The sequence below is a fragment of the Sphingobacterium zeae genome, assembly GCF_030818895.1.
Classification (GTDB): domain Bacteria; phylum Bacteroidota; class Bacteroidia; order Sphingobacteriales; family Sphingobacteriaceae; genus Sphingobacterium; species Sphingobacterium zeae.
In genome coordinates, this window is sequence record NZ_JAUTBA010000001.1 from 3,310,756 (window position 1) to 3,325,057 (window position 14,302).

Sequence of the window (14,302 nt, forward strand, 5' to 3'; positions counted from 1 at the left end):
GGTAACATGGCTAGAATAAACGACTACTTACATCAAATGAAATCCATTGATCGCGCATTGCTTTCAGTGGGCATGTTTTTACTGATCTACTTTATTTCTCCAATCCAATCCCTTCCGCTATTAAACCTGCTGCTATGTTGGCTGGGGTTCTGTGTATCTTACATCGCCATATCCTGGTTTACATTTTATACCATGTCGATTGGAACAATGGCAAAGAAAGCGCAAAAAGAAGATGGAAGCCGACTTTTTGTCTCCTTATTCATCATTTTGGTCACTATAGGTTGCTTTGTTTCTGTGCTGATGATCATTATATCCAGCAAGGACAAACAGCTGAAGGATGCGTATATTATCGTCATTTGCATATTAGCCATGATGGCTTCATGGATATTGGTTCATACCATCTATACTTTTCATTATGCACGTCTATATTACGAAAATAGGTCCGATGGTGATGGCTTAGAGTTTCCCGGTGACGACAAACCTGATTATCTGGATTTTGCATACTTTTCATTCGTGATGGGATGCACCTTTCAAGTATCCGACGTGGGGATATCTTCAAAAAAGATCCGGAGGGTAGCACTTTTTCACGGTCTCCTCTCCTTCGCTTTAAATACATTTGTTGTTGCATTAACAATAAATATCATTTCTGGATTAATCAATTGAGTTTTCGATCAAAAAGTCTTAATTTAGAGCAAAAATTACACACATGAAGTTTTTCAACGCCTTACTCACGCTTTGTATCATCATTATTCTAGTAGCTTCGTGTGCGAAAAATCAAGATTCAGGTAGCGCTACTGCAGCAGCAGCTGGCAGTTTTATCGGGCGTATCCAATACCAGGATAATTCGTTGGAAGTAGATCGGGATAATCGGCTTATTCGTGTTTTAAAAGAAAGCGGCGATACCTATAAAGTCGAGTTCTTCACAGGTATCCCTAATATCACTTCCCTTCGATTGAATCAAGAAAACGATACTACTTGGGTATCCGCTGACACGACTGGATTAAAGAATGTCAAAATTGAAGGAAAGCGATTAACGATCAATTATCAGGCAAATAGCCAAAGTTGGGTTGTTGAAAATGCAGTCCGTAACTAATAATCAATCTAAATTGTCATATTAATTTCATTTTCTATTTGAAAATTATTGCTTTCTCCCTATATTTAGTCAAGCATAAAGGAAGAGAGAAATGAAACAATTCAATAAATTAGGTGCGATTGCATCCGTGTTGGCTATTGCGCTTGCGTTGAGTGCATTTAGTTTCCAACAGGACAAACCAAAGGAAGAGCCAAAACCAACCAATCTAAAAGTTCTCCCAAAAAATATTTCCCATGACGAATTGATTTCCACCATGAAGGAATTTAACGTTGCCTTGGGCGTAAAGTGCGGTTTCTGTCATGCACCATCAAAAGAAGATCCTAAGAAATTGGATTTTGCCAGTGATGAGAACCACAAAAAGGATATTGGGCGGGCGATGATCAAGATGACCCAAAAGATCAACAAAAAGTATTTTAACCGCAGTTGGGACAATGCTCCAGCCAAAGCAATATCCTGTAAAACCTGTCATGGCGGAAAAGAAGAACCCGAGATGGTCTTAGCGAAAAACTAATCAAACCACATATTCATGTAACACCATAGTCCTTGTATTATGGTGTTTTCTTTTGTTTTGGACCTTCGTCTTACGACAAAGGCGCACAATGCCGTGCGCCTTAATTACCACTCACCTTTTCTGCTTGGTGCGCCATCTGCCCAGTAGCCTACTCGTGGCAAAACTGACCAAAGTACCCAGTGCCGCTGTCAGGGCTGTTTGCAACACATCCCCCAGGGAAATGCTGGCCCAGATGGAACAGAGGGTACCGCCTATGGCCGAGATGCGGATATTATTCACTTTCATCATCCGCGCTCCTTTCAGCCGTAGTTTTGGCCGTATCGTTTGCCACATTCAAATCAGCTTCCGATGGCGGTTTTCCGTCACTTACCTCCGGTTGGGGTTCATCTTCATCCAATACCGTTTCCACGATCCCCAACCCCAGGGCCAGGTATTTCAATACGTTGCCGACCTTTCCCGGAAGTTTAACAGGAGCCGCCAGCACCAGCTGCAGCACCTGTCCTATTTTGTTAAAGATTTTTTTCATACTCTTTGCATTTTCAGTAGAGCCACCATCAACTCACCTTTCGTTAAGCTAGGAGATCATGGAATTGAAAGCCTTGCGTTCCGACTGCCTATCGCTGACGCGAGATGACGATAGCATAAATCATTGTCCGAGCATAGCGAGTTTGATTTATGCCGTCAGCTTGCTAAGAAGAAGGCACAAAGGAATGCAGCAACTAATTCCAGATCTCCAAAGCCTTAACGAATACTCAAATACACTTCATCACCCATATCCCACAGGCTATACACCAGCGCTTTGAGCTTTGCTAGAGCCTTGCCGCTATAATCCCCAGTACCCTCGCCTGTTAACGTCGTCACCGGCGCAATGCAGCCCTGCAATTCACGGAGTGCATTGTTGGCCGCATGGATCAGTATTGCTTCGCGGCCGAGCACCATTGGGATACCAATCTGCTCGCCATGTTTGGGGTAGCGCCGTTTCTCCAACTTATATCGACCAATTGGAATACAGCTAATCCGTGGTGTATTATTTCTATCAGGCAGCTCGATGGTATGGCATATCTCTTCGCCTTGATAGCTGATGGTACCATTGGTTCCCCGTGCTCCATACTTTCGTAGGAGCAGCAGGGTGTGTTTAACAGCCATATTAGCTAATGGATAATTTACCCAGGTAAACACTCGGAGAAGTCTTGATACCATCCTGATGACCGGTAAATACCCAGCCTTCCAGCGTGTCACCGGAGTAGCTAGTAGGTAGCTTGAAACTCATACTTGCTTCTTCGCGAGTCGCAGACTCCAGGATACTAAAGAAATTCTTGCTGCTGTTGTACATGAGCAGAATAACAGAATCGCCGGCGAACGCGTTAAGTTTGTTGAACTGCGGCTCCCATGTCAACATGATCTCCTGCGGAAAAGCTTCTGACCATTCCGCACCCATCAACGTTGCCAATGAGCCCTTGGAAATAACGATCTTTGCATAATCTATTTCAAATGCAGGGTAAGTACCTGTGACGCCACCATAATTCAGGAGATATTGTAGCGCCTTGTTGTAGCCTGTTGCTTTACTCTGCAATTTGTCCGAATAGCCCAGGTTGAGTAGATCCTTGATCGGCGATAGAAAAGCTACCGCGGTTGCAAATCTTGCCCGCTGTGCAATCTGTCCTTCACTCGCTTTTTTGCTTGTAATCTTGGAGAGTGAGCGGACATAATCCACACCTCGCCAACTGCTTCCTATTACACTTCCTACTTTCCCAGAGTAAGCTCCGTGTATACCTTTTAAAAATCTTGCCATGATTATACATGTTTAAATAATAAATAGTTACGACTGTCATGAGCAGTCTTTGTTTTGCTAGCAAGAGCTAAATTAGCATGACTTTTTTCAGTAGAAGGATAAATGCAGGGATTGATAGTACACGGATGGCCATGCTGTCATTGCCTGTCAACTTTAACAGATAGGCAGCCCCTCGGCAGTCCTTTGAGTCGTTAAGGGATTGTATTCGGGACATCTTCGGAAAAGATTGCAGACAGCTTCGACACCACTTCGGCTGCTGTTCGGGTATTGTTCGGGTGCTGTTCGACTGGGAGTCGAAGCCGACTCGAAGCGTTGTCGAAGCCCACCCGAAGGAGCGTCGAAGATGTCCCGTAGCTGTGTCGAAGCAAAGTCGAAGGATAGCCATAGCGTCGCCGAACAGGTGCCGAAGCGTAGCGACGTGAAAGAGCTTGCGTTCGCTTGCTCCCAGAAAATAAAAAAAGAGCCAAAAGGCTCCTTTTTTTACAACACGCTAAATCCGCCCTTTGCGTCTGCTCTCTTCCAGTTGCTGGTGTAAATCTGACAAGTAATAATAGTGCCGCTTGCCCAGCTTCCTCGGCCTAAGCTTTCCTTCGCGGACCAGCCGGTAATACTTCGATTCAGAGATACCCAATTTGTCGAGCACATCAGCGATATCAAGCATATGATCCAGTTCGGAAGGTATCTCCGCTGTGTCCGTAGATACTTTATTCATTTCTTCCGTTATATGGGTCAATATCGCTTTCAATAAGGAGGTTATGACCTCCAAAAGGTCACATATGCGATTCATTAAATTTAACATAACCATGCAATTAAACATGCTGGTCGCCGAAACGAGTCACTTTGCACAATTGGCACTGTGCAGCGGCTCCATCACCACAGCGTTAGACAATACTTCTGTTTTAAGCCAGATTAAATTCCTCTTCCAATTTGCTTTCATCTAGCGTATCTATTATTCCCCAAAAATTATTGATGTTGTTGCGCAGCTCACGCGAGGGCGTGACCATTATTTTGAGCTTATCCTCCGGCAACAATCGATGTAGTTTCTCCTTGATCTCAGCGGTAAGTTCCAACATGGTGGGCCGATTTACGGGCACGCGAAAATAGAGCATATTGACATACACTCTCGCCCGTATTTTAACCAACCATGGATTTTCACGCAGTGCTTTGGTTGTCACCTCTATCCGACATAACTTTCCGTCATGCAGATAGACATCTGCCGTACGTTGTTGTTTATAGATGATCACCGCGTGTAGGCATTTTATCGTGGTTCCGTCTGTCGGTTCTTTATCCTCCCATTTACGCAAAAGGTAGACCATCAGTGCTAGCCGATCCCGATCGCGCTGCCACAGATTGAACAGTGTAGCCTGGGATTCTGATTTTGTCACAGCTGGAAGATCGATTGCTGTCGTGTGGACATTGTTCCGGGATAGCTGCCTTGGGCTCTTAACCAGCAGGTCGGTCGCATGTTCAAGAGAATCTCTATTTTCACCAGTTTCGGATGCACCTGCTACTAAAAGTGGCTCGTGATCTTGATCGAGCTGTGACTTGGACTCCGGCGGTATCTGAATCGCCGTGTGAACAAAGGATTGCCAATCGAGCAATACCCATTTTGGAAAGCGATTTACCAACAGTACATAGGCGGTCACTATGGGAAAGAAAAACCAAAAATCAGTGGTCAGATACCATCGCGAAAGCAAGATCAATCCCGGCCTGTGCGGTAGCAATACTTCCAGTACGACCCCGTGGATGGCTAGGACAATACCGGATGCGCAGAGCAGATAGATCATAAAATTCAGCTTGGTATTCCTACTGAACCGCTGCCTTACCACCAAGGCTGCATGTATGTAGCTGATCAGCATAGCGTAGACCAGCAACAGCAACACCGTGCCGATCCATACCGCCATAAAACGCTTGCTCTGGATACGGCCGAGCATCTCGCTGCCGGCAGAACCCACATTGATGATCAAAGCAAAGATAATGCAAAAGAAAAAATGAAGTGGATAATAGCATATGTGGCTCCATCGGGCAATAATAGTCTTTAATAAATACGGAAATAATCTTCTACTTTTATTTAAATTCTCCGATCGCATAAGGAATACAAATTGGTCTGGTGATTGATTCAAAATAAAACACTTACCTCAAATTTACAAAATTTCTTTAAAATAATACTAATTTCCCGATGAAACATTCCGTCAAAATGTACCGAATCCAGTCATATCTGACCAAACAATTTGTTTTCTATGGTTTTAGCTGATTTATTTGTGGTTTTACGTAACAGCAAAAATATGAAAAGAACATTTGACCAAGCAGGTGTCAACGACCTGCAGCTAAAAGTATTGACCCTTCCTTATGCCGAGCGTCTTCCTATCATCAACTCCGTCATGAGCGATTTTGTCGGCTTTATGCATGCCTATTTTGAGCTACGCCTCAGCCAGATCCAATATCTAAACACCATGTCTCTTGCACTCAAAACCGAACTTAGCATTGGGATTGCCGACAGCTGGAACAACGGTCAAGCCGTTGACTTCCAAAAGAACAGCAGCTCGGTCGATGAAGAAAAAGACACACCAAAGGACATCATCCTTTCACGATACAATTCATCCAGTGACCTACCTGTTACGAACAGATTGTTGCCGACAGGTTATTTTTCTATCCGCATTGTCTATCGGCATACCGCAGGCAGCTAATCCACGTTTCTCCGAAACGGACGTGGCCTATTCCCCAAAAATACCAGCGCTATGCGGACCCCATCATTCAGGTTGATAGAAGAAGAAATGGATTTTGTGAGCAAGAGTACGCTCACAAAATCCTTTCAACAGCGGTTGCCCGGTAGCCGGACCCGACTGCTATGCCATCCACAAATTTGTCTGTTTGAGGAGTATCTGCAGACCGGCAATTTGGAGAGCTATTGCTATCAGTTCGAAGTGCATAGCTTAACAACAATCCGTTTTGAGATATCCAGTCCGCAGACCCATCTGCTCTACCATCTCGTAGGGCATGCTCCGATCCATTACAGCCAGCCACAGGTCAAAGAAACCTTTATTTTCCGCCCGCGGCATGGTGCGTTTCTCTATGCCCCCGAAACTGAAATTAGAGTAAAATTTGAACCCGGAACATATCTCATTCAAGGGTTTACCTTACCGTTGAATCTGCTTCATATCGGCGGCGTTCCCGGCTTTGGGTATCTCTCCAGCGTGATCGCAGCACATAAAGGCAAGCTTGCACAGTACCGAGTCAGCCTGGACTTTGCCGCTTTGGAGCAGACCCGACAGTTATTTGCTGAGCTCACGAGGGAACTCAGCAAGAAGCCGTTGATACCCAAAAGTATTATACTTCACAAAATTCAGGATCTGCTCCTTCTGAGCAAAAATAAGCTACTCAAAGCGCAGGGTCTCCTGAGCCATCATGACTATTTGGCTCTACAGGCCCGAGCGCTGATCAGCAAGCGGATCGAAGAAACGGAAGAGCGGATTTTGATCGGAGATATTGCTGCTACGCTGCACGTTGCAAAAGATCAACTCAACAGATACCATATGCAGCGCTATGGTGAGACGCTATTGCATTTTCGCAACCAAGTATTGGCCGACAAGGCAAAGCATCTGCTGGATCGAAAAATGCCTGTACAGCTTGTTTCGGACTTTTGTGGCTTTGGTCAGATTTCTAGTTTTACCCGATTTTTTAAAAATGAGACCGGGTTATCTCCGACTGCCTACCAACAGCTTACCTTTAATCCCAAAAAGCAGGGGTAGGTTTAGATTCACGGATTTTGTCAAATCCTGATTCGCTTTATGTCAAATTATGCGCAGCGTCGGTCACTATCTTTGAATTATGAACCATATACCCATAGGACTGGGTGAATTTATAAACAAAGAAGTATGATCAAGCAAGAGCGTATACAGCGTACACAACGAGTCAGGGTAAATTCGCTAAATGAACAACCATTCGCCGCGGATATGAGCGCCTCACGTCGGCAATGGCCTTCGCAACTGGTGCAGCGAAAATATTCTGGCTTGTCGAAGATGAAACTTTTGCTTTCAGTGACCTGCTGCTGTGCTGGTCCTGTACGTGACAGGCACGGCCGCAGGTTTACCACATTCCCGTGTGGCGGTACGATACAGCATTTACGTGAAAAGGGCTGGCCTCATGCGGCGTTTCGGTCAGCCCGGCAGAATCTGTGAAACCGGATACATCTTGGGTGTAGCTGATTAATGAACAAGATTTGACTAATTAAAATTTTGCACTATGGCACTATTTCAATTGAATGATCCAAGTGACCCTGGTAATCCAGACAGTTATTCAGCAGGATCACCTGGTTGTTCGGGCAATAATCAAATCTGTACTATCGACGCTCCTAATGTTGGGGGAAAACCAGATATTACAGAAGATTTGAGAAACGAAATGCTCGAAGCTTTAAATACCAGGACGAATACATCGCATGTGACATTAAAGTCGTAGACATGCCATTTTAATTATAGGGTGCATATTTTTATGCACCCTAAGTTGTTTAATCTGCCAATACAAAAACCTCTGTTGCTCTCTTTGCCTTGACAAGATCATAACCTGCATCAAGTAGTAACGATCTAAGTTCATCAAAAGACTGATGAGATCGCGCTGGAATTTTGTTATCCAATGTACTTTCATCCAGAATAACAGGATATGCACTATTGAGGTCTACCATAAATACAAAATCTCTTTTGGACTGGCCGACATCCTGCATATTTTTACTTTTACCCTTACCATCAATAATAACCCAACAATCAATCATTCTTTTTTCTATCGATGTCTTTACATGTAATCTATTGTCGAGATCCTGAATAATACTTCCCATTCGCTTATCTTTTGATTTCCGTTCTGTAAATTCAAATTCGTACGAGATCGCATTTTTTAATAACCAATCTTCTTCGTAGCCATCCCGATCGGAGACATAACTATATTTTTCCGGATGGGTTGATTCTATTATGATCCGATCAGCTTTCATATATGGCAATCGCTTAGTTTTTCCATAAGCATGCATATAGGCCGAAAGTATCGGCACATTGATCATATACTCCCTTATACTGCTCGAATCAGACGAAATATCCGTACCATACTTGGTATCAGCATCTGGAATATAACCAGTCAGAGCAGCGTACGATCTTAGGGGGTAACGAAGATCCTTCAGTGATTTCGAATAATCAAAGGTTTTAAAATCATTTTTCTGAGGCACATCAAGTTTACCCTCTTTAAGCATGGTATTTACCATCTTTTCATCCAGGTATTCCACATGAGTAATTCCTTTCACTAGACCATCGAGAATCCATACCACGTGTGAAACGGTCTGATGCGGAAAAAGCGTTTTTAGATTCTTATCTTCAACAATAAATTTCAAATCTGTGGCAGCTATAATATCATTTAACTTTCTCATTTTAGCTATCCGGCCGCGATCCTCATACGTTACAGGATAAATCTGAATATCTTTTCCAAATTTCTTGGCAACCTGAGACAGCCTAGGCAGCGCGGCTATACAACTCATACAAGACGAATTCATAAAGTCAAGAATGACAAGACGCGCAGCCGCCTGTTGTGAAAACTTTCCTAACGGGACACCATCTTCAAGAGTACCCATATCCACATTGGGCATTTTCATTCCAGTAGTCAATGTATCTGCCTGAGAGGTGCTACAATAAGCAGTATGTATTGTATGCAATAACAAAGCTATAACACACATATTTTTAATCAATTTTTTCATTTTAGCGTTCAGTTTGAGTCAGCGAAGAATTGTTGAGGACAGTAAATGATATCAAAAAAGTATATTGAGGAGCATTCGGATGTAATTCTGCCAGCTTTTCTGGCCACGATCTTTTTAAAGTCACTTCCGTTTCAGCCTTGAGGTTCAATCTTTTTAGATCTGGCCAGCGCCGCTGGCGCATAATCAATTCTTTTCTCCTTTCCTGTAAGATAAAATTCAATAGTGTAACCTGATCAGTATCTGTACGATCTGTATACGTACCAGATTTCCACCGCGACCGTAACAGATCGTTGATATCCTTAAGTGCCAAGGCAATCTTGCCTAGCCGAGCATTTGATTCAGCCCTGATAAGATATATCTCGTCTACAGCCAAGCCACTGAATGGAGCCTGATTCAAAACACCGTCGTAATTTCCCTTGAAAGAATAGGTACCATCGTTATTATTGATAAAAAACACTGTCCTTCGCAGATCGTTAGCCTGATAAGTTTCCATTAATGCTGCAGACACTTTCCAACGTGTGCGGGTATAGGTCGCACTCCCACTTGAAATAGCCTGAAATAACACCTCCGTATTAAATCTCGAAATCGGCGTATTGCTCGACTGGTTCAGCACATTGAAGTCCAATAAAGATGCATTTCGTTGCAGACATTTATCTGCATAATAGGCAGCCTGCTCATAATCTTGGAGATAAAGATATACTCTTGCCAATAAAGCTAAACTGGCTGTATAAGAGGGTCTAGAAGCCTTATCATTGTTATCTTTCAGTAGCTCGGTAGCCGACAGTAAATCGGCTAGCAACTGCTCATAGAATTCACCAATGGTCACTCTGGGACTACGCTCCTCAATATTCGGCGTTTTACGGTAAGGAATAGCCATTTTATTTGCATTGCTTTTATCCGCTCTGGGCACATCCACAAATAGTTCACCCAACGCTAGATGCGCATAAGCCCTAAAAAATAAGGCTTTACCTTTCAGTTGTTGCGAGCGATCATTGCTGGGTAACTCATCCATCATTGCAAGTACTTGATTGGCATTATAGACCACCCGATAAGGCGCAGACCATTGCGTGGCTGGTGGAGCAGCCTGTATATTCCATACAAACAGGTCCCTATCTTCATCAATCGTGATCGCAGACCAATCTGAATAGCTCATTTGAAAATTGTCGCTACACAATTCACCGATATAAGGATAGCCTTGATTTAACATGCTATAATTGTCCATTAAGGCCTCTCCATCTTCAATCGATTCTGGAATAGCCATTTTTAGATCAGCTTTTTTGTCTAAAAATTTATCACAGCCAGTCAAGGTAAACAGTAGGGCTGTGATAAATAAAATAGGATATCTTTTCATTCTCAATTCGTGTTAGATTGCAATTCGATTTATAAGTTCAGTGTTGCGCCCAGCGTGTACGTACGTGGGATTGGTATGGAGCGGTAATAATCGGAATCCACATTATACCCCGTCTTCTTCCAGATGATCAAGTTCATATTATCCATATTGAAAAATACCTGACCCCGAATTTTCCCTTTGCCCAAGCCATTAAAATTATAATTCAGATTAATGTCCTTTATGCGGATGGCATCTCCCCGTTCAACAACCGCGTCAGAGAAGGTATAAAAATTGTCACGTGCGTTATTTAAAGGATATATAAAAGCAGGCACATTGGTTTTCAGCTCGTCCCCTGGCTGCCGCCAGCGATTGTCAAAATCCTCATTCATTGTCCAGTAATTTGCTAAAGCCGAATAATTTATTGTCGGTCTTCTAAATACGAACTTTAACTTGTATTGAATATTTGTACTTAAAGACCAATGGCCGTAGTTGAAGGTGTTACGTACAAAACCCGAATATAGCGGAATCGTTGATCCCATAAATTTAAGCGTCTCTACGGGTGAAGAGGCAAATTTTGTATACTCCTTACTCTTCTCGCCATTCATCCAACCTAAGGGCTCACCAGTCTGTGGATCCAGTCCTGCAAATGGGTAGGCATACAGTCCGTAGAGATCGCGGCCTTCCACCGGATTCGGTGAGGTAGCTGCATCAAGGTATGAATCTGCCCGCGCGGGTCTATAATTGTATTTTTTAGTAATATTCCGCTGATAATTGAATATCAGATTGGAAATCCAGGAAAATTTACCTCCTTTGATATTTACGGTTTGCAGATTAGCTTCAATGCCACGGCCGGCAAAATGGGCGACATTCAAGATCTGTGAATCAAACCCTGTTGTTGGATCGACCATCCCCCTAGCAACGATATCCCGGCCATCTTTCTTATAAAAGTCTACTGTTCCCCAAATACGATTGCCAAGGGCCGCAAAATCAAGTCCGAGATTAAAAACGCCTACCTTTTCAGATCTATAATCCGGATTGGAAGGATTGATCATATAGGCATAAGTGTACGAGGTAATACTATGCGTTCCGCTATATTCCATAATCGGGTTGGCTGAGTAAGAATTGTTGGCGTTGCCATTATAGCCATAGGTTCCCCGGATTTTCAATCGAGACAGCGCACTGAAATGATAAAAAGATTCCTTTGTTATATCCCATGCTAAGCCAGCAGACCAAAGCGGTTGCCATCTATTGTTGGTCGACACACCAAAAAGATTAGAGGCATCCCTGCGTATACTCCCACTCAGAAAATACCGATCCAAGAAGGTATAGGTCGCATTACCAAAGAAAGACGTGAACCGTTGATTCAGCTCGTCAAATTTGACACCGTCAATGATCTGTCCTGATCCCATGATCCCATTCAGCAAAGGGAAATTGGTTAGGTAATTCACACGTGCATAACTCAATGTATTGCGATCATAACCATAGAGGTTGTGCCCATCCATCCGATTGTTCAAATCCTTCATTTCAGCTCCAGCGATGGCATTGATTTTATGTCGATCCCGATCGAATGATTGATCCCAAGCTAGATTTCCCCTGAGGTAATGCGAATTTATGATACCATTGTTTTGGTAAAATATATCACCGATTGGTACATTTCGTGTTATCGTGGTCGGCGTCCACTGCGTAAACATATTGATGTAATGCTGTGTAAAATAAGAATCGATCCCCTGCCAGTTGGTTATTTTATTTGCTGACTTCTGAAATTGATAGGCTACATTTGCGCTGATGAAAGGTGTTAATTTCCAGTTCGCACTTAAATTGAGTGTGACATCTTCGGTACTATTTTTATTTTCGCTGCTGGCAAATTCATTGAAGATGTTATAGTGGGCTGGCATAAGCCTTCCACCCGCAAGCGTATCGATGTAAGATTTACGGATCGTCACCGTCTCCAGATCAATAGCCTTTCCGTCATCGTCGACCAACCTGAGATAAGGATAAAAACTACGTCCTGCGCCAGAATACAGGGAGCCAAAAGAAAGCTGCGAATCAGTGCCAATCCCTTTGATGGCAGAGTTACCATACATCAGCTGCATGCCGATCTCCAACTGTTTGACCGGGCGGATGTTTGTCACCAACCGGGCAGTAACCCTTTCCAGACCTCCATTTTGAATGTTATTACGGTTTTTATCGTATCCCACACTCGCCTGAAAATCATAGTTAGCACCGCCCCCCGTTATATTGGTTGCATATTGCTGGTTATAGCTGTTTCTATAGATGTACTTTAAGTAATCTGTTCGCACATCCTGTTTACTCCATTCAGCTTTCTGACGATCATAGGCTATTTGATCTATCTCGCCTTTGCGCAGCTTGTCCATTAACACAACCATTGGCGTAATGCTCCGATCCAAAGAAGTGATCTGCCAGTCGAAAAAATTGTTTTTAAATAACAGCTCTTCCATCTCCATAAAAGATGAACTGGACATGTAAGGTTTTTTATAGATATCCGGCTTTTCTCCCAACTGGTTTGCTACCTGGACTGACAGTTTTAGTTTTCCATCCTTAGTCCCTCTTTTTGAAGTCAAAACAATCACTCCATTTCCTGCTCTGGTTCCCCAGATGGATGCCGCCGCGGCATCTTTAAGGATGGTTACCGATTCAATATCGTTGGGGTTTATGTTTGCGATATCACCCTCGTAAGGAAAGTTATCTAATATAACCAGTGGGTTATAATACCCATAATAGGTAGAAGTAGTACGGACAGATAACTGCTGCAACGGAGACAGTCCTTCCACCCTTTTCTCAAAACGGAGTGCGGGCGACAAGCCTTCCAGCCGATTGATAATGTTGGTACTTTTGCTGATATTGAGCTGTTGTTTTCCGATTACTTCAAAACTCCCCGTTGCCCGCTCCTTCGGAATTTTTTGATACCCAGTAGAAACCACTTCCACCTCATCCAACTGATTCTCCAGTGGTATCAATTTCACTTTCAATGATACCCCAACAACATAAGGCAGTTCTAATCGCGTGAATCCCATATGGGAAAACGAAACTGTTCCTTTAGTATTGGAGACTTGTAACGAAAAGGAGCCGTCATTTTTAGATGAGGTCCTACCCTTTTCACCATCTACTCGAATGGAAACCCCTTGGATGGGTTTTCCATCGATGGTGGATACAACAGTACCGCTGATAGATAACAACCCATCGGCCCCGCTGTCCTTGCGGGGCGTCTGAGCTGATAAACTAAACATATGAAATACAGTAGCAATTACTAAAAGAGTCCTTATGGTTAATAGTTCTCTTAAGCTATATGCTTTATTTTCAATACACTTATGTTGTGCATTTATTAAATTTACATACTGGGCTTCCTGTTTTGAACAGGCAATACCTCTCCCAGTCCTTATAAAATTGTTCATTTTAAGGTTTTAAAATGGTCATAATCTTTCCCTTTCCTCGCGAAGGCGATGGATCAGGTCATTAGAATAACTCGTAAAAATGTTCCGATATAGTAGTCTCTAATTGGTTACAAAGCAGATGATATATTTACAATGACACTTTTTTCGGATGGTCATACAGACCTCTAGCCTTAATAGAACTAAGGCGGAATGGGATTTTTTGAATGTTTGTTTTTAATAATCATAACTCACCTTTTAGGGTTATTTCGATGAGTCTCATTTAGCTTAGATAACTATAGCGGGCTACTCCAAACCGTGCCACAGGGTTCCGACGCCCTCCAAAACGGAATTACAGTAGTAGCCCGTGCGCTATAGTACGCATCTAAGATACGTAAAATACCGTCACAGGCATTGAACTACCGCCTCGTTTGGATCAAATTGTCGGAATTTGTGACC

The 14,302-nt window shown here is 43.1% G+C and carries 14 protein-coding genes; 6 read left to right on the top strand and 8 right to left on the bottom strand.

All coding sequences use genetic code 11. The features are described 5' to 3' along the window. The first annotated feature begins 6 nt into the window (after positions 1-6). The 3 genes from QE382_RS13905 (at position 7) to QE382_RS13915 (ending at position 1,604) form a co-directional block, all read left to right on the top strand. On the top strand, positions 7-663 hold the full coding sequence (locus tag QE382_RS13905; protein ID WP_307186431.1) for a DUF1345 domain-containing protein: 657 nt from the start codon (positions 7-9) through the stop codon (positions 661-663). 43 nt (positions 664-706) lie between these two features. Then, positions 707-1,093, top strand: a complete 387-nt coding sequence (locus tag QE382_RS13910; RefSeq protein ID WP_293940083.1) for a hypothetical protein — start codon at positions 707-709, stop codon at positions 1,091-1,093. A 91-nt stretch (positions 1,094-1,184) separates the two neighbouring features. Further along, entirely contained in the window at positions 1,185-1,604 is a 420-nt protein-coding gene (locus QE382_RS13915) for a c-type cytochrome (protein WP_293957396.1), read from the top strand. A 271-nt stretch (positions 1,605-1,875) separates the two neighbouring features. Here QE382_RS13915 and QE382_RS13920 read toward each other — a convergent pair whose 3' ends face one another. The 5 genes from QE382_RS13920 to QE382_RS13940 form a co-directional block, all read right to left on the bottom strand. Next, complete coding sequence (locus tag QE382_RS13920; RefSeq protein ID WP_307186432.1) at positions 1,876-2,130, bottom strand: hypothetical protein; 255 nt, start codon at positions 2,128-2,130, stop codon at positions 1,876-1,878. 215 nt (positions 2,131-2,345) lie between these two features. Next, complete coding sequence (locus tag QE382_RS13925) at positions 2,346-2,804, bottom strand: DUF5675 family protein (protein ID WP_307186433.1); 459 nt, start codon at positions 2,802-2,804, stop codon at positions 2,346-2,348. Then, a complete protein-coding gene (locus QE382_RS13930; RefSeq protein ID WP_293886390.1) occupies positions 2,752-3,396 on the bottom strand; it encodes a DUF6266 family protein in 645 nt (214 codons plus the stop codon). The genes QE382_RS13925 and QE382_RS13930 overlap by 53 nt, the downstream gene beginning before the upstream one ends. 490 nt (positions 3,397-3,886) lie before the next feature. Beyond that, positions 3,887-4,195, bottom strand: coding sequence for a helix-turn-helix transcriptional regulator (locus tag QE382_RS13935; protein ID WP_209580632.1), 309 nt, complete (start codon positions 4,193-4,195; stop codon positions 3,887-3,889). 100 nt (positions 4,196-4,295) lie between these two features. Then, positions 4,296-5,486 carry a hypothetical protein gene (locus QE382_RS13940; RefSeq protein ID WP_307186434.1) on the bottom strand — a complete coding sequence of 397 codons (1,191 nt, stop codon included), beginning with the start codon at positions 5,484-5,486 and terminating at the stop codon, positions 4,296-4,298. A gap of 195 nt (positions 5,487-5,681) precedes the next feature. Between QE382_RS13940 and QE382_RS13945 the strand changes: the two genes are divergently transcribed. From QE382_RS13945 to QE382_RS13955, 3 genes are all read left to right on the top strand, one after another. After that, positions 5,682-6,083, top strand: a complete 402-nt coding sequence (locus QE382_RS13945) for a hypothetical protein (RefSeq protein ID WP_307186435.1) — start codon at positions 5,682-5,684, stop codon at positions 6,081-6,083. Positions 6,084-6,134: 51 nt separating this feature from the next. After that, a complete protein-coding gene (locus QE382_RS13950; protein WP_307186436.1) occupies positions 6,135-7,145 on the top strand; it encodes an AraC family transcriptional regulator in 1,011 nt (336 codons plus the stop codon). 493 nt (positions 7,146-7,638) lie between these two features. Further along, a complete protein-coding gene (locus QE382_RS13955; protein WP_307186437.1) occupies positions 7,639-7,851 on the top strand; it encodes a hypothetical protein in 213 nt (70 codons plus the stop codon). 49 nt (positions 7,852-7,900) lie between these two features. Here the strand turns inward: QE382_RS13955 and QE382_RS13960 are convergent, their stop codons facing one another. The 3 genes from QE382_RS13960 to QE382_RS13970 are packed head-to-tail and all read right to left on the bottom strand — an operon-like array spanning position 7,901 to position 13,867. Continuing rightward, positions 7,901-9,124, bottom strand: a complete 1,224-nt coding sequence (locus tag QE382_RS13960; RefSeq protein ID WP_307186438.1) for a TlpA family protein disulfide reductase — start codon at positions 9,122-9,124, stop codon at positions 7,901-7,903. Between the two features lies 1 nt (position 9,125). Continuing rightward, the gene (locus QE382_RS13965; RefSeq protein WP_307186439.1) at positions 9,126-10,475 is read right to left on the bottom strand and encodes a RagB/SusD family nutrient uptake outer membrane protein; all 1,350 of its coding nucleotides are present in this window, start codon (positions 10,473-10,475) and stop codon (positions 9,126-9,128) included. A gap of 29 nt (positions 10,476-10,504) precedes the next feature. Beyond that, the gene (locus QE382_RS13970) at positions 10,505-13,867 is read right to left on the bottom strand and encodes a SusC/RagA family TonB-linked outer membrane protein (protein ID WP_307186440.1); all 3,363 of its coding nucleotides are present in this window, start codon (positions 13,865-13,867) and stop codon (positions 10,505-10,507) included. Between the last annotated feature and the right edge of the window lie 435 nt (positions 13,868-14,302).

Coding starts and splice junctions, on each gene's coding strand:
- QE382_RS13905 (WP_307186431.1), top strand. CDS start 7: ATGGCTAGAATAAACGACTACTTACATCAAATGAAATCCATTGATCGC.
- QE382_RS13910 (WP_293940083.1), top strand. CDS start 707: ATGAAGTTTTTCAACGCCTTACTCACGCTTTGTATCATCATTATTCTA.
- QE382_RS13915 (WP_293957396.1), top strand. CDS start 1,185: ATGAAACAATTCAATAAATTAGGTGCGATTGCATCCGTGTTGGCTATT.
- QE382_RS13920 (WP_307186432.1), bottom strand. CDS start 2,130: ATGAAAAAAATCTTTAACAAAATAGGACAGGTGCTGCAGCTGGTGCTG.
- QE382_RS13925 (WP_307186433.1), bottom strand. CDS start 2,804: ATGGTATCAAGACTTCTCCGAGTGTTTACCTGGGTAAATTATCCATTA.
- QE382_RS13930 (WP_293886390.1), bottom strand. CDS start 3,396: ATGGCAAGATTTTTAAAAGGTATACACGGAGCTTACTCTGGGAAAGTA.
- QE382_RS13935 (WP_209580632.1), bottom strand. CDS start 4,195: ATGTTAAATTTAATGAATCGCATATGTGACCTTTTGGAGGTCATAACC.
- QE382_RS13940 (WP_307186434.1), bottom strand. CDS start 5,486: ATGCGATCGGAGAATTTAAATAAAAGTAGAAGATTATTTCCGTATTTA.
- QE382_RS13945 (WP_307186435.1), top strand. CDS start 5,682: ATGAAAAGAACATTTGACCAAGCAGGTGTCAACGACCTGCAGCTAAAA.
- QE382_RS13950 (WP_307186436.1), top strand. CDS start 6,135: ATGCGGACCCCATCATTCAGGTTGATAGAAGAAGAAATGGATTTTGTG.
- QE382_RS13955 (WP_307186437.1), top strand. CDS start 7,639: ATGGCACTATTTCAATTGAATGATCCAAGTGACCCTGGTAATCCAGAC.
- QE382_RS13960 (WP_307186438.1), bottom strand. CDS start 9,124: ATGAAAAAATTGATTAAAAATATGTGTGTTATAGCTTTGTTATTGCAT.
- QE382_RS13965 (WP_307186439.1), bottom strand. CDS start 10,475: ATGAAAAGATATCCTATTTTATTTATCACAGCCCTACTGTTTACCTTG.
- QE382_RS13970 (WP_307186440.1), bottom strand. CDS start 13,867: ATGAACAATTTTATAAGGACTGGGAGAGGTATTGCCTGTTCAAAACAG.